The following is a 14,877-nucleotide window of genomic DNA, read 5'->3' as shown; positions in this document are numbered from 1 at the left end:
GGAGAATGCACCCCCCTCAGTCTTTAATGTCGGGATCATACCGCGCCGTTTCAAAGCACGAACGCTCAAGAAAATGTTGGCAGCGTGTGATCCAGACAGGTACATCATACCATAAAAACGCGAATTGAACGTGTCCAACTTCACAAGGCATGGCAGAATGGCAACACAACCCAGAGCGTGGCAAAGGATGCTGTCGGGTCGCAGGCTGGACCTGCTGGACCCGACACCGGTGGATATCGAGATTGAAGACATCGCACACGGCCTTGCCTTTGTCGCTCGTTGGAACGGTCAGACAAACGGCGATTTCGCTTATTCCGTGGCCGAACATTCCCTGCTGGTTGAAGAGATTTTTGGCCGTATTGCCCCCAAAGCACCCATGAAATGGCGTTTGGCGGCCCTGTTACATGACGCGCCCGAATATGTGATCGGCGATATGATCTCGCCCGTGAAATCCGCCGTCGGCCCAGACTATGGCGCGTTGGACGACCGGCTGGCGGCAGCAATCCACATACGGTTTGGACTACCGGCTGAGGTCCCAAAAACGGTGAAGCGCCAGATCAAGAAGGCCGACAAGATCAGCGCCTGGATGGAGGCGGCACAGATTGCCGGGTTTTCCGAGGCCGAAGCCACGAAATTCTTTGGCCGCCCGGACAGGGGGATCATGGCAGGTTTACAAATCAGGCTGCGGCCCCCGGTCGAGGTGCGGCACGCCTTTACAGCGCGGCACGCAGAATTGATCGCTCAGATCTGAAAGACGCTGTCCGAATGCGGTGAGTGGGACGGTGGGACGGGTGGAAGAAAGATGAAAACAAAGACCGGAACCCGAGTTTTGCTTGTCGTCAACGTCCTGCTGACTGTTGGTCTTGCGGCAGCGTTGGTCGAAACCGGATATGTGTCGAAGGCGCTCAGAAAAATCTCGGGCACACATGTCCCGGTCACGGAAACCGATCACTACAAGCTCATGGTCTGGCTGCACGAGCGGCCGATTTCTCAGGCGCTCGTCTCACCGGATATTCAGATCGCTTTCATCGGCGATTCCATCATCGAAGGGTGGTTGACCAGCAACATCCTGCCCAACTCGCTGAATCTTGGGATCAGCCGCGACACCACCCCGGGCCTGATCGCACGGGCAAAACCGGAACTGATTGCCCATGTCCCGACATGGTATCTGGGAATCGGGGTCAATGACGCTCTGACCGCCACACCGCCAGAGAAGATTGCAGGCTATGTCGCACAGTTGAAGGCCCTGTTCATGCCCGCCGACAGGTTGATCTGGCGTGCTGTGTTACCCGTCACCGGTGCAAACTGGACCGCGGAACAAGAGGCGTTTCGAACGGCCTTCAATTCGGCTGCACAACAGGCCTGTCAGGATATGGCGAACTGCACGTTTCTGACCCCGCCGGAGGGGTTCGCCGAGAACACCGCCGACTGGACATCGGACGGGCTGCATCCCAACGCAATCGGATATCGTCAGCTGGCGCGGCAGCTCTGCGCAGAAATTTCCTGCTCACCCTGAAGGTACTGAATGTGCGCGGTCAGCACCGCTGCTTGCAGACCAATCTGAAACTTGGGCAGGGTTTGTGTTCACGCCGTTTCAGCCGAAGACGTAGAAGCACAGTTTGTTGCCATCCGGGTCACGCACATAGGCACCATAGAACCTGTCGGGGACGCGTTGACCAGGTTCGCCTTCATCCACCGCACCTAGGCTGATTGCCTTGTCATATAGTTCCTTGACCTCATCCTTGGAGTCGGCTGCAAAGGCGACCATGTTGCCATTTCCGGCGGCGCAGGCATCACCGTCGAAGGGCTCGCACACCGCCAGCATCGGCGCGTCGGGTTTGTTGCCGATGAACGCGATCCGGCCTGCGTCTATAACCACTTTCGCGCCCTTGTCCGCGAAAAGTTTGGTATAGAAGTCCTTGGCGCGCGCCATGTCCGAAACGCCAACGGTTACATATCCGATCATAAAGTGGTCCTGTTCTGACAAAAGATTCCAGATGTGCCGAACAGTCCTCGACAGGGTCCAAGGTTACAAGTCACTAAACCGTCATCGAGCGGCCGGCCGACCTAACGCGGGCTGCGTTTCGCCAGTATCCGCTGCAACGTCCGCCGATGCATATTCAACCGTCGCGCGGTTTCGGAAACATTCCGGTCACACAGCTCATAGACGCGCTGGATATGTTCCCAGCGCACACGGTCCGCGCTCATGGGGTTTTCCGGCGGCGGGGGCATCTCGTCACCCTTTGCCAGCAATGCGTTCGTGATGTCGGTGGCATCCGCTGGCTTTGACAGATAATCGGTCGCGCCGATCTTGACAGCCGCGACGGCGGTCGCGATCGCACCATATCCGGTCAGAACAACGACACGGCTGTCGGGGCGTTTTTCCCGCAATACCTCGACAACGTCCAATCCGTTGCCATCCTCAAGCCGCAGATCAACAACAGCATAAGCCGGGGGCCGGGCAGTGGATATCGCGCGCCCTGCCGCGACGGATCCTGCGGTCTCAACCTCGAAGCCACGCTTTTCCATGGCCTTGGCCAAACGTCTCAGAAACGGCTCGTCATCATCAACCAAAAGCAGGGATTTGTCAGGGCCGATGTCAAGCTGAGAAGTGTCTGCCATATGTTAGGTCTTTCGCTATTTCATGCCTTTGGCTCGAACATGAGTAATAGCAGCGCGGGAACAAAGGTCAAACAACCTTGTTACGACGCGGCCTGTTCCAGGAAGCATTCAACCTTGTCCGCCATCTGTTCGGCCGTGTCTTCGCGCTTGAAGAATTCCAGGAATCCATCTTCGGGTGTGACCAGATAGGTAAAGGTGGAATGGTCAACCAGATAGAATTCGTCGCCCTTGTCATGCGCCTTGTAATAGGCCTTGTAGGCCTTGCTGGCCGCCTTGACCTGTTCGGGCGAGCCGGTCAGGGCGATCGTCTTGCCCCCGAGATTGAAAGCATAGTCAGCCATGACTTCGGGCGTATCGCGATCCGGGTCAATCGAGATGAACAAAGGTGTCACCGACAGCCCGCGTTCGGCCAGAATATCGACAGCCTCGGCGTTGCGGGACATGTCGAACGGGCAAACGTCCGGGCAGAACGTGTATCCGAAGTAAACCAGCGTCGGTTCGGTAATCACATCTTTGTCCGTAACCGTCTCGCCTTTGCCGTTCACCAGTTCAAATGGTCCACCAATTGCGGCGGCACCCCCAGCAATCTGGCTGGACCGGCATTGTGCGAATTTGTCATCGGACCCGCCGCCCCGCGTCAGAATCCACATGGCCCCAAGTCCGATAGCCAAAACAACAGTTGCGAGAATTGCGAGAAGGCGGGTCATTTCGATTATCCGGTCTTAAGGGGTTGTTGATCGTTCCGGCCGGGACACCTATCAAGATGACCAGCCGATGCAACAGGACATAAGCGACCGATGGCAGAATCCAATCAGACTTTTTGGCGCGGCCAGGAACGCAGCAGCTGGATTCGTCTGCGGACCCTGATCCTTTTGCGATGGGTGGCCATCATCGGCCAGCTCACTGCAATCACGGTGGCCCAGCGATATTATGACGTGCAGCTGGAACTGGGCCTGTGTTACCTGGCCATCGGAATCTCGGTCATGGGAAACCTGACCGCCATATTGCTGTTTCCGCAGAACAAGCGCCTGACCGAGTTCGAAAACTTCCTGATGGTTCTGTTCGACCTGCTGCAATTGTCAATTCTGCTCTATTTGACTGGTGGGTTGAACAATCCGTTTGCGCTGCTTCTGCTGGGCCCGGTTACGATTTCAGCCAATGTCATGAGCACTCGATCGACCCTGATTGTCGGCGCCGTCGCAATCGTTCTGACAACTGTGCTGGCGGAATTTCACCTTCCGTTGCGGACAAGCCTCGGGCTTGTTCTGGATATCCCTGATATCCTTCTGTTTGGAAACTGGGCCGCGATCATCATCGCCATCGTCTTCATCGGTGCCTATTCCCATCGCGTCAGTTCCGAAGTCCAATCCATGTCCGAAGCGCTGGCCGCCACGCATATGGCGCTGGCGCGCGAACAGAAGCTGACCGATCTGGGGGGCGTCGTTGCCGCTGCCGCGCATGAACTGGGCACGCCTCTGGCGACGATAAAACTGACCAGCGCGGAACTGATCGAAGAACTGGACGACCGCCCGGACCTGAAAGAAGACGCCGCCTTGATCCGCGAGCAGGCAGACCGTTGCCGTGACATTCTGCGCGACATGGGGCGGGCGGGCAAAGATGATCTGCATCTGCGGCAGGCACCGCTTTCGACAGTGGTGAACGAAGCGGCCGAACCACATGTCGGTCGCGGCAAAGAGGTTCATTTTTCCGAAGGCCCCGCGCAGGACGGGGATGTTCAGCAGCCCTCGATCCTGCGCAAACCCGAGATCATTCACGGTTTGCGCAACCTGATTCAGAATGCCGTGGATTTCGCCCGCGCAAATGTCTGGGTCGAGGCCGAATGGACCGACAGCAGGATCACCGTCAGCATCATGGATGACGGGCGGGGATATCCGCCCCACATGATTGGACGCATCGGCGATCCCTTTATGCGCCGAAGACGGGCAGAATCCGATCAGAGATCACGCCCGGAATACGAAGGGATGGGCCTGGGATTGTTCATCGCCAAAACCCTGCTGGAACGCAGCGGCGCCGAACTGGAATTCGCCAATGGTTCGGACCCCTACCAGCATCTGACCGACAATCCTGAACGGCGCGGGGCAATCGTCAAGGTGACCTGGCCACGCAAACTGATTGATGCACAGAAGGGTGACACCCCGGTCCCGTCGGGATCCAACACGCGCATCCAGGTGTGAATTAAGAGACCGTTAACCAATCCCACGCATAGTCTGTCCTTGTATCGTTCAGGCTTGGGGAATTTGATGGCCGATTGGATTATTCTGGCCGCGATCAGTCTTGTTTCGTGCTGTTTCGCCGTTCTGTGGCTGTTGCCACGCCGGGCTCAGCGCGACAAGGCTTTTGGTCTGTTTTCGAACACCTCGCTGTTTGACGCCGTATTCCTGTTCGATGGCGACCAACTGATTAGCCATTCTGATTTCGCACTCGCCGGGTTTGAGCATGTTGAAAACTGGCTGGACCTGCGGCGCTTGTTGCAAAGGGACTTCCCCACCTTTCCCGAAACTCCCGACAAAGTGCGCGATCAGGGCAAAATCCTGGTGTCGGCCATTGACTGCACCGTTGAACGAGAAGTCGTGTGTGAGCGGATCGACGGTATCGTCCGCGTTCGACTTTGCGAATGCGCCAGGACCTCCTCGGCCGGATCGGTTACCCCAGGCGAACCGACCCGTCTGGCAATGGATCTGGCCCCTTACCCGGTATGGTTGGCGGATAACGACAATCGGGTGCAATGGTGCAATGCCGCCTATGTCGCACTTGTTCAAAAGGCACGTGATCAGGACGCCGATCTGACTGCGCCGCTTTTTGAAAGCCCGGAGGATGCCACAAGACCTACCGGAAAAACCCGCGTGTCGGTGGATGTGGCAGATACTGATCGCAAGCTTTGGTTCGATTTGACTCGGATCGAACACGAAAACGGTCATCTATGCTACGCCGTTGACGTCAACGCGATTGTCGAGGCGGAAACCGCCCAGCGCAAATTCGTGCAGACCATGACCAAGACCTTTGCCCAATTGTCCATTGGTCTCGCCATTTTTGACCGCAATCGGCAATTGGCCCTGTTCAACCCGGCCCTGATCGATCTGACCACGTTGCCGCCCGATTTCCTCAGTTGCCGCCCCAGCCTGAGCAGTTTCTTCGACCGCTTGCGGGATCAACACATGATGCCGGAGCCGAAGAATTACCGCAGCTGGCGGCGTCAGATGAACGACCTTCTCGAAGCGGCTGAAGATGGAAACTATCACGAGACGTGGTCGCTGCCATCCGGATCGGTCTATTCCGTCAGCGGCCGCCCTCACCCGGACGGCGCAGTGGCGTTTCTATTCGAGGATATCACCGCCGAAATCACCCTGACGCGGCGCTTTCGATCAGAAATGGATCTGATGCAGTCCATCCTGGACAAACTGGCGGACGCGATTGCCGTCTTTGCGGATGACGGTACGCTGGCCTTCACCAACTATGCGTATCAAAAGCTGTGGGGAGACGCGCACGAGGTCGGGTTCCAAAGCGAAACGGTCACCGACGTCACGCGACGCTGGCAAGACCTCTGTATTGCGACACCGGTTTTGGGTGAGGTGCGGGATTTTGTCGAAATGCGGGAAAATCGCGCCGAATGGACAGCTGAAATCCAGATGAGAACCGGCATAACCGTGGATTGCACCGTCACACCGGTTCATAACGGCGCGACAATCGTGCGGTTTACGCAATCCGAATTTCCATCGAAATCCACCGCGATGGAACAGATCAGCGCCTGAACCGGGTTGCAGCCGGTCAGGCGCAAGGCCATTGTGGCGGCATGACACAGACCGCCCGATCTCTGACTTTCAAATCGCCCGAAGAAACCGCAGTTTTCGCACGGCAATTGGGAACATCTCTGCGCCCGGGCGATGTCGTTCTGCTGGAGGGCCCGATCGGCAGCGGCAAGACGCATTTCGCGCGCAACCTCATTCAGTCATTGATGGATGAACCCGAAGATGTGCCCTCGCCAACTTTCACTTTGGTCCAGGCTTACGACACGCCATCAGGGGAAATATGGCATTGCGACCTGTATCGTCTGAGCTCGGCCGAAGAAGTTGACGAACTGGGCCTGACGGACGCTTTCGATACGGCAATCTGCCTTGTGGAATGGCCGGACAAGCTGGGCCCGTTGGCGCCTCAAGGTGCGTTGAAATTGACCTTTGAAACAGACCCTAACAATATCGATTTCCGCCGTGTGACCCTGTCTTGGACTGCTCCGAAATGGGCGGAAAAACTGGAGAGAACCGCATGACGAACAGGACGGTCCTGGCCGAAGCCCTGATTGCGCAAACACCCTGGGCCGGAGCAACACGTTCGCCACTGGCAGGCGATGCCTCGAACCGGCGATACGAACGGCTGATTGATCCAACCAACGGGCGCACTGCGGTTTTGATGGACGCGCCACCTGAAAAAAGTGACGATGTTGAACCCTTTTTGCGGGTTGCCGAATACCTCCGATCGGTTGGTCTGAGCGCGCCGGAAATCTATGCCGAAGATACCCAGTACGGTTTTCTGTTGCTGGAAGATCTGGGTGATGATCTTTTTGCACGCGTCCTGAAAAAAGACCCGGGCAAAGAGCGTGAATTGTACCGGGCCGCCACCGACGTGCTGCTCCACCTGCATCAGGCGCCTTCTCTTGCCTTGAAGTCTTATGATCCGTCCCTGATGACGGAACTGGCGACATTGGCTTTCACCAAGTATGCGGCCGGTATCCTGGGAACATGTGATGAAGACGCCATGTCCCGGTTCGAGCACCGGTTCGCGGACATCCTGCATCGTGAAACATCCGGTTCGAAAGTCGTCGTTCTCAGGGATTATCACGCGGAAAACCTGTTGTGGCTGCCGCAGCGCGAAGGCGTGAAGCGCGTCGGGTTGCTGGACTTTCAGTTGGCCATGCTGGGGCACCCGGCCTACGATCTGGTGTCTCTGCTACAGGATGTACGCCGAGATGTCTCGGCCGGGATCGAAATGCAGATGATCAACCACTACATCTCTGCGTCAGGTATGGACGACCATGATTTCCGCACGGCCTACAGTGTTTTGGGGGCCCAGAGAAACCTGCGTATCCTTGGCGTCTTCGCACGTCTGGCGACGGAATATGGCAAGCCTCACTATGTGGACATGATCCCGGCCGTCTGGGCACATCTGATGCGCGATCTGGACCACCCTGCCCTGGTTTCGGTGGCGTCCCTGCTGCACGAAGCTTTGCCCAGACCCACACCGGAAAACCTGGCCAAGTTGAGAACGCAATGACCGGATCGCCATTTGCCGCAATGCTGTTCGCAGCCGGGTTCGGCACCCGCATGGGCGCGCTGACCAAAGATCGGCCCAAGCCATTGATCGAAGTGGCGGGGCGACCACTGATTGATCATGCGCTGGACCTTGTCGAAGATCTTGATCCCGTCCGTACCGTTGCCAACCTGCATTATCACGCTGATCAGCTCGCGGCGCATATCGGCCCCAAAGGCGTTCTGCTGTCTCGGGAAGACCCTGAAATCCTGGAAACAGGTGGCGGATTGCGGGCAGCTTTGCCGATGCTGGGCACCGACCCCGTAATCACGTTGAACACGGACGCGATCTGGTCCGGGCCAAACCCGTTGACCCTGTTGCAGCAAGCCTGGGACCCCGGTCGTATGGATGCGCTGCTGATGTGTGTTCCAGTTGCGCGAACCGTTGGACATATTGGATCGGGTGATTTCACTGCTGGAAAAGATGGACGGATCACGCGCGGTCCTGGTCTGGTTTACGGCGGGGCCCAGATCCTCAAGGCCCAGGGTTTGCATTCGTTCTCGCAAACAGCGTTTTCACTCAACCTGCTTTGGAACAAGATGCTTGATCAGGGTCGGCTTTTTGCGGTCGAATACCCGGGACGCTGGTGCGATGTAGGTCGTCCGGAAGGCATCGCGCTGGCCGAGGGTTTGCTGGCTGATGTTTGAATCCGGCACCCTGCCCCGTGTATTTGCCGTGCCTCCCGGTACGGATTTCCCCAAGGCATTGGTCGATGGCCTGCGGCTGCGCTGTTCGGGCCCACCCGAAGCTTTGGCTCGGGTAGAGTTGATCCTGAACACACGACGCATGGAACGGCGCGTCCGCGATCTGTTCAATCAAGGGCCACCTTGCCTTCTGCCGCGTCTCTCGTTGGTGACGGACTTGGGTGAAAGGGTTGATCTGGCGCGGATCCCGCCTGCTATCCCGCCTCTGCGGCGGCGTCTTGAGTTGACTCAGCTTGTATCCAAACTGCTGGAACAACAGCCGGACCTTGCCGCCCGGTCATCGATCTTTGACCTGTCCGACAGTCTTGCCGCGCTGATTGATGAAATGCAGGGCGAAGGCGTATCGCCCGAAGCGATTCGGCAGCTGGACGTCAGCGACATGTCCGGACACTGGTCGCGGGCACAAGCCTTTATCGGCATCGCGGATCAATTCATCGACACCGGCGGGCAGACGATAGATGCACAGGCCCGCCAGCGCCGCGTGGTCGAAAACCTGATCGCGCGATGGCAGATTGCCCCCCCGCAACACCCGGTCATTCTGGCGGGCTCTACCGGGTCCCGTGGCACCACCCTGATGTTGATGGAAGCCATCGCGCGCCTGCCGCAAGGGGCATTGGTGCTGCCCGGGTTTGATTTCGACCAGCCGGACCACGTTTGGCAGGGGTTGGATGATGCGTTGACGTCTGAAGATCACCCACAATACCGTTTCCGCAAGTTGATGCGCGCGCTGGAACTTGCGCCGGATCAGATCACCCCATGGACGGATTTATCGGCCCCCTCACCCTCGCGTAACCGCTTGATATCCCTGACATTACGTCCAGCGCCCGTCACTGACGCCTGGATGACCGAAGGCCCCAGACTGTCCGATATAAAAGGCGCAACCGACGGTCTGACGCTGGTCGAGGCTCAATCACCGCGCGCCGAGGCATTGGCCATCGCCCTGCGCCTGCGGCAGGCGGCGGAAACAGGACAGACCGCCGCTCTGATCACGCCGGATCGCATGTTGACCCGCCAGGTCAGCGCCGCGCTGGATCGGTGGAACATCGTGCCGGACGACAGTGCGGGCCTGCCGCTGCAACTTTCCCCGCCGGGACGTTTTCTGCGCCATGTGGCCAACCTGTTCACACGCCGTCTGGAAGGCGAGGCGCTGCTGACCCTTTTGAAGCACCCGCTATGTCATGATGGCGGTGACCGCGGAATTCATTTGCTGCACACGCGTGACCTGGAACTTGACCTGCGCCGTCACGGCCCGCCCTTTCCTGACAGTGCAAGCCTTGCGGCTTTTGCAGTGCGCAAAGAGGCCCAGGAAAGCTGGGTGAAATGGGTCGTGCAGCACTTCTGCGACCAGCAGATCACCAGTGAACTGCGCCTCGCAGACTGGGTGGAGCGTTTGATGACACTGGCCGAGGCGATCTCGGCCGGCAGCACGGGTGAAACGGGTACTCTGTGGGACAAAAACGCAGGCCAAAAGGCGCTGGAGGTGCTTAATTCTCTCAGCGCAGAGGCGCAGCATGGCGGCCTGATGACGGCCCATGACTTTGCCGATCTGCTGGGTGCTCTGCTTGCGGGTGAAGAGGTTCGTGACCGGGATGCGCCGCATCCGCACATCATGATCTGGGGCACGCTCGAGGCACGGGTGCAGGGCGCCGACCTGCTGATCCTTGGCGGGTTGAATGAAGGAAGTTGGCCAGAGGCGCCAACGCCCGATCCCTGGTTGAACCGGCAGATGCGTGACAAAGCCGGCTTGTTGCTGCCCGAACGCCGGATCGGCCTGTCTGCGCATGACTTCCAGCAGGCCATCGGCGCACCCGAAGTGTGGTTGACCCGCGCGACCCGCTCGGATGATGCCGAGACGGTACCGTCGCGCTGGCTGAACCGACTGACCAACCTGTTGCAGGGTTTGCCGGGTCAGGGTGGCCCCGAAGCTCTGGCCAAAATGCGCGCTCAGGGCGAAAAATGGCTGAACTGGTCCGAGGCACTGGAAGATGCGCCGCCGATCGACCCCGCACCGCGTCCTTCTCCGCGCCCACCGGCCGCGGCGCGTCCGCGCCGTCTGTCTGTGACCGAGATAAAGAGGCTGATCCGCGATCCATACGCGATATACGCCAAACATGTGCTTCAGCTGAAACCGCTGGATCCGCTTGTACAGGCCCCCGATGCCTTGCTGAGAGGCATTGTGATTCACGAAATCCTTGAACATTTCATCAAGGACAGCGTCCTCGACAGCGCTTTGCTGACGCGGGACAATTTCCTGAAACGGGCCCATGCCCTTTTGGATCAACACGTCGCCTGGCCGACGGCCCGCAAACTGTGGCTGGCCCGGCTTGAGCGGATCGCGGATGATTTCCTTGGGGCAGAGCTCGCGCGCCGGAAGGATGGTGGCCCCGTGGCATTTGAGGCGGCGATGAAACTGGCGCTGCGCCCCCTGGATTTCACCATTGTCGGGCGCGCGGACAGAATCGATTGCAACAGCCGGGGCGCGTTGCGCATCATCGACTATAAAACCGGCGCACCACCGACGGAAAGCCAGCAATCCAAATTTGACAAGCAGTTGCTGATCGAGGCGGCCATGGCCGAGCAGGGCGGGATTGAGGGCCTTGACCCGACAAGCGTGGCCGAAGCCATCTTCATCGGTATGGGTGGCAGCTATAAGGAGGTTGCAGCGCCTTTGGACAAAGAACCGACCGACAAGGTTCTTGCCGAGCTGAAAGAGTTGATTTCCGCTTATTTAGAGCCTGATCAGGGGTTTTCGTCCCGTCGTATGCTGCACAAGGATACGGATATGGGTGATTATGATCACCTGGCGCGGTTCGGCGAATGGGACCGGACTGCGGAAACCTACCCCGAGGATCTGACATGAGCCCGCGCAACGACGCAACCGAACGGCAGGTACAGGCCGCGCGCCCCGATGCCTCGACGTGGCTGGCGGCCAATGCCGGGTCCGGCAAAACCCGGGTTTTGACCGACCGTGTGGCGCGTCTGCTGCTGGGCGGGGTCCAGCCTCAGCATATTCTGTGCCTGACCTACACCAAGGCCGCCGCCAGCGAGATGCAGAACAGGTTGTTCAAGCGCCTTGGCGAATGGGCCATGCTGGATGATACCCCCTTGTTGGAGGAGCTGACCGACCTGGGTGTACCCGGCGAAATCGGCTCGGACCGGTTGGCGCAAGCACGCACCCTGTTTGCCCGCGCCATCGAAACGCCGGGAGGTCTGAAAATCCAGACCATCCACTCGTTCTGCGCCTCGTTGCTGCGACGCTTTCCGCTGGAGGCTGGCGTTAGCCCGCAGTTCACCGAAATGGAAGACCGCGCAGCAGCCTTGTTGCGAGAGGAAATTGTCGAAGATTTCGCCGCAGGCCCGCAGGCCGGGTTGATTGAAGATGTAGCACGGTTCGTGACCGATACGGGTTTTGACAAGTTAACCGCTGCGATCACGAACAAACGCAGTCTATTCGCGCAGCCTATGGCGTGGCCCGACTTGCTGCAAAGGTTCGATCTGCCCAACGGTTTTGATGAAAACCATCTGTTTGAGCGCGTGTTCCTTGGTGGGGAAGTCGAACTGATCCAGTCCATGTTGCCCGGTATGAATGAAAGCGGCGTCAACGATGCCAAGGCAGCGGTGAAGCTGGCCAGTTTCACCGAAGCGCGATTGATGCATCTGCCGATGTTGGAGAGCGTATTCCTAACCGGAGCAAAAGCTAAGGAACCATTCACCGCCAAGATCAATGGTTTTCCAACCAAACCCCTGCGCGAAGGCGAGTTTGCCAACCGAATGCCGCAATTGGAATCCTTCATGATGCGGGTCGAGGCCGCGCGTGAACAGCGCCTTGCTTTGGTCGCGGCACAGAAAACCGCCGTCCTGCACCGATTTGCTGCTGCGTTTCTGCCAGAGTACGAGCGACGCAAACAATTGCGAGGCTGGCTGGATTTTGATGACCTCATCCTGCGCGCGCGGCGAGTTCTGAATGACCCGGCGGTGGCCGAATGGGTTCTGTATCGCTTGGACGGTGGCATCGACCATATTCTGGTGGACGAAGCACAAGACACCAGCCCCGATCAGTGGGACGTGGTCGAAAAACTGGCGCAGGAATTCACCAGCGGGGAAGGGGCTCGATCCGGGGTTGAGCGCACGATCTTTGTGGTTGGCGACAAGAAACAGTCGATCTATTCCTTTCAGGGCGCCGACCCGCAGGCGTTTGACAGAATGCAGGAAGAGTTTGGCCGGAAATTGGCTGAATCAGGCTCTAAACTGTGGGATTCGACGTTGGAATACTCGTTCCGATCCTCCAGCGCGATCCTGACTCTGGTCGATATCCTGTTTGAAAACCGCTCTGGCGCGGGGTTTCATAAGGACAGTCAGCACCGTGCTTTCAAGGCCGATCTGCCGGGTCGTGTTGATCTTTGGCCCGTTGTCGAAAAAGTAGCGGATGCCGAAGACGGAGATTGGACCGATCCGGTCGATCGTCCCGGCGCACGGCATCACACCGTCATTCTGGCCGAGAAGGTCGCACAGTCGATCAAAGACATGATCGAACGGGGCGAGACGATCCCGGAAGATGGCAAATCCGGCCAATTCGTTCGTCGAAAAGTGCAGCCGGGGGATTTTCTGATCCTCGTGCAACGCCGCTCGGACCTGTTTGCCGAGATCATCCGTGCCTGCAAGGCGCTGCACCTGCCCATCGCCGGAGCAGATCGGCTGAAAGTGGGCGCTGAACTGGCGGTGAAGGATCTTGCGGCCTTGCTCAGCTTTCTGGCCACGCCCGAAGACAGCCTGTCCCTGGCGACGGTTCTCAAATCCCCCTTGTTCGGCTGGTCCGAACAGCAGCTTTTCGATCTGGCGCACCGTCGGAAGGAACAGTTCCTTTGGGCCGCACTGCGCAACCGCGCGGAAGAGTTTCCGGAAACACTGTCCGTGCTGAATGATCTGCGCAGCCAGATCGACTTTCTGCGTCCCTATGATCTGATCGAACGTATCCTGACCCGCCATGACGGACGGCGCAAGCTGTTGGGGCGGTTGGGGGCAGAGGCCGAAGACGGCATCAACGCGCTGTTGTCCCAGGCTCTGGCCTATGAGCGAACGGATATCCCCAGCCTGACGGGATTTCTGGTCTGGATGCAGACTGACGATCTGGAAATCAAACGACAGATGACCGGCGTCGGCAACAGGATCCGGGTGATGACCGTTCATGGCTCAAAAGGGTTGGAGGCGCCGATCGTCATCCTGCCGGATACCGGCAAACGCCAGCCCCCGCGTGACGCCGAGATCATGTTGGCCGGCGGAACACCCTTGTGGAAAGTGTCGGCGGACGCGTCACCAAACCTGATCTCGCAGGCGCGGGAAGAGGCGCGCAAGCGCGAGGAAAACGAACGGCTTCGGTTGCTGTATGTGGCTCTGACACGGGCGGAAAAGTGGTTGATCGTGGCGGCGGCAGGTGATTTGGGGAAAGACGGCAACAGCTGGTATCAGATGGTCGAGGCGGCGATGGATCGGGCCGGGGCCGCGCAGGTGCCGGGTACCGATATCCGCCGCCTGTCCCACGGGGATTGGGACGCGCTGCCCTTGATCGATCAACCGAAAACTGCCGTTCAGCAAGTCGAATTGCCGGACATGTTCCAACACCCTGCACCGGATCCGGTTGCGCCTGCCGGCACGCTCAGCCCTTCGGATCTGGCTGGCCCTAAGGCGTTGCCCGGAGATGCCGGCCTGGATGAAGATGCGGCCAAACTGCGCGGAACCCGCCTGCACCTGTTGCTGGAACACCTTCCCGTGGCCGAGAAAGACCTTTGGCCAGAGCTTTGCGCCCGGTTGCTGCCCGATATGCACGAAACGGACCGGCAAGAGATTTTGAACGAAGCCGTAACTGTGCTGACAGCGGAAGGTTTGCAGCCCGCCTTTGCACCTGACACGTTGGCCGAGGTGCCCATTACAGCCGCTCTGAACGGGCAGCGGATGCATGGGGTTGTCGATCGTCTGATCCTGTCGGCAACGGAAGTGCATGTGATTGATTTCAAATCAAATGCCACTGTTCCAGACCGCGCGGAAGACTGCCCCGAAGGCCTGCTGCGACAGATGGGGGCATACGCGCAGGCGCTGGCGCAGATCTATCCGGATCGCAGCATTCGTACCGCCATTCTGTGGACCCGCACGGCGCGGCTGATGTGGTTGCCACACGATCTTATGACAGATGCTTTGGCCCGCACCCAGATATCTTGACCTTACCCGAAGCGGC

12 protein-coding genes are annotated in these 14,877 nt (G+C 58.7%); 9 read left to right on the top strand and 3 right to left on the bottom strand.

The window, feature by feature from the left end; genetic code table 11:
• The first annotated feature begins 157 nt into the window (after nt 1-157).
• The gene (locus tag ACR0A2_RS11260) at nt 158-751 is read left to right on the top strand and encodes an HD domain-containing protein (RefSeq protein ID WP_480835044.1); all 594 of its coding nucleotides are present in this window, start codon (nt 158-160) and stop codon (nt 749-751) included.
• Between the two features lie 51 nt (nt 752-802).
• Nucleotides 803-1,516: an SGNH/GDSL hydrolase family protein gene (locus ACR0A2_RS11255; protein ID WP_480835043.1), complete on the top strand. Its 714-nt coding sequence runs from the start codon at nt 803-805 to the stop codon at nt 1,514-1,516.
• Between the two features lie 78 nt (nt 1,517-1,594).
• Here the strand turns inward: ACR0A2_RS11255 and ACR0A2_RS11250 are convergent, their stop codons facing one another.
• The 3 genes from ACR0A2_RS11250 to ACR0A2_RS11240 all read right to left on the bottom strand — a co-directional run bounded on the left by ACR0A2_RS11250 (nt 1,595) and on the right by ACR0A2_RS11240 (nt 3,329).
• Nucleotides 1,595-1,966: a VOC family protein gene (locus ACR0A2_RS11250; RefSeq protein ID WP_480835042.1), complete on the bottom strand. Its 372-nt coding sequence runs from the start codon at nt 1,964-1,966 to the stop codon at nt 1,595-1,597.
• Between the two features lie 101 nt (nt 1,967-2,067).
• Complete coding sequence (locus ACR0A2_RS11245) at nt 2,068-2,622, bottom strand: ActR/PrrA/RegA family redox response regulator transcription factor (protein ID WP_152459641.1); 555 nt, start codon at nt 2,620-2,622, stop codon at nt 2,068-2,070.
• An 80-nt stretch (nt 2,623-2,702) separates the two neighbouring features.
• Nucleotides 2,703-3,329, bottom strand: a complete 627-nt coding sequence (locus tag ACR0A2_RS11240) for an SCO family protein (RefSeq protein WP_480835041.1) — start codon at nt 3,327-3,329, stop codon at nt 2,703-2,705.
• A gap of 90 nt (nt 3,330-3,419) precedes the next feature.
• Here ACR0A2_RS11240 and regB point away from each other — a divergent pair, with 90 nt between their 5' ends.
• From regB to addA, 7 genes are all read left to right on the top strand, one after another.
• Nucleotides 3,420-4,817, top strand: coding sequence for a sensor histidine kinase RegB (gene regB, locus ACR0A2_RS11235; RefSeq protein WP_480446487.1), 1,398 nt, complete (start codon nt 3,420-3,422; stop codon nt 4,815-4,817).
• 66 nt (nt 4,818-4,883) lie between these two features.
• Nucleotides 4,884-6,392, top strand: a complete 1,509-nt coding sequence (locus tag ACR0A2_RS11230; protein ID WP_480620442.1) for a PAS-domain containing protein — start codon at nt 4,884-4,886, stop codon at nt 6,390-6,392.
• A 41-nt stretch (nt 6,393-6,433) separates the two neighbouring features.
• On the top strand, nt 6,434-6,907 hold the full coding sequence (gene tsaE, locus ACR0A2_RS11225; RefSeq protein WP_480835040.1) for a tRNA (adenosine(37)-N6)-threonylcarbamoyltransferase complex ATPase subunit type 1 TsaE: 474 nt from the start codon (nt 6,434-6,436) through the stop codon (nt 6,905-6,907).
• Nucleotides 6,904-7,908, top strand: a complete 1,005-nt coding sequence (locus tag ACR0A2_RS11220) for an aminoglycoside phosphotransferase family protein (protein ID WP_480835039.1) — start codon at nt 6,904-6,906, stop codon at nt 7,906-7,908. Before tsaE ends, ACR0A2_RS11220 begins: the two co-directional genes overlap by 4 nt.
• The gene (locus ACR0A2_RS11215) at nt 7,905-8,591 is read left to right on the top strand and encodes a nucleotidyltransferase family protein (protein WP_480835038.1); all 687 of its coding nucleotides are present in this window, start codon (nt 7,905-7,907) and stop codon (nt 8,589-8,591) included. The genes ACR0A2_RS11220 and ACR0A2_RS11215 overlap by 4 nt, the downstream gene beginning before the upstream one ends.
• Complete coding sequence (addB, locus tag ACR0A2_RS11210) at nt 8,584-11,508, top strand: double-strand break repair protein AddB (protein ID WP_480835037.1); 2,925 nt, start codon at nt 8,584-8,586, stop codon at nt 11,506-11,508. The genes ACR0A2_RS11215 and addB overlap by 8 nt, the downstream gene beginning before the upstream one ends.
• On the top strand, nt 11,505-14,861 hold the full coding sequence (addA, locus tag ACR0A2_RS11205; protein WP_480835036.1) for a double-strand break repair helicase AddA: 3,357 nt from the start codon (nt 11,505-11,507) through the stop codon (nt 14,859-14,861). The genes addB and addA overlap by 4 nt, the downstream gene beginning before the upstream one ends.
• Nucleotides 14,862-14,877 lie beyond the last annotated feature (16 nt).

It is taken from the genome of Ruegeria sp. H8 (genome assembly GCF_056532905.1).
This window is presented reverse-complemented; position numbering and strand designations above follow the sequence as displayed.

What these genes read in the sequence shown, in the direction of transcription:
- ACR0A2_RS11260 (WP_480835044.1), top strand. Translation starts at nt 158, where the DNA reads ATGGCAACACAACCCAGAGCGTGGCAAAGGATGCTGTCGGGTCGCAGG.
- ACR0A2_RS11255 (WP_480835043.1), top strand. Translation starts at nt 803, where the DNA reads ATGAAAACAAAGACCGGAACCCGAGTTTTGCTTGTCGTCAACGTCCTG.
- ACR0A2_RS11250 (WP_480835042.1), bottom strand. Translation starts at nt 1,966, where the DNA reads ATGATCGGATATGTAACCGTTGGCGTTTCGGACATGGCGCGCGCCAAG.
- ACR0A2_RS11245 (WP_152459641.1), bottom strand. Translation starts at nt 2,622, where the DNA reads ATGGCAGACACTTCTCAGCTTGACATCGGCCCTGACAAATCCCTGCTT.
- ACR0A2_RS11240 (WP_480835041.1), bottom strand. Translation starts at nt 3,329, where the DNA reads ATGACCCGCCTTCTCGCAATTCTCGCAACTGTTGTTTTGGCTATCGGA.
- regB (WP_480446487.1), top strand. Translation starts at nt 3,420, where the DNA reads ATGGCAGAATCCAATCAGACTTTTTGGCGCGGCCAGGAACGCAGCAGC.
- ACR0A2_RS11230 (WP_480620442.1), top strand. Translation starts at nt 4,884, where the DNA reads ATGGCCGATTGGATTATTCTGGCCGCGATCAGTCTTGTTTCGTGCTGT.
- tsaE (WP_480835040.1), top strand. Translation starts at nt 6,434, where the DNA reads ATGACACAGACCGCCCGATCTCTGACTTTCAAATCGCCCGAAGAAACC.
- ACR0A2_RS11220 (WP_480835039.1), top strand. Translation starts at nt 6,904, where the DNA reads ATGACGAACAGGACGGTCCTGGCCGAAGCCCTGATTGCGCAAACACCC.
- ACR0A2_RS11215 (WP_480835038.1), top strand. Translation starts at nt 7,905, where the DNA reads ATGACCGGATCGCCATTTGCCGCAATGCTGTTCGCAGCCGGGTTCGGC.
- addB (WP_480835037.1), top strand. Translation starts at nt 8,584, where the DNA reads ATGTTTGAATCCGGCACCCTGCCCCGTGTATTTGCCGTGCCTCCCGGT.
- addA (WP_480835036.1), top strand. Translation starts at nt 11,505, where the DNA reads ATGAGCCCGCGCAACGACGCAACCGAACGGCAGGTACAGGCCGCGCGC.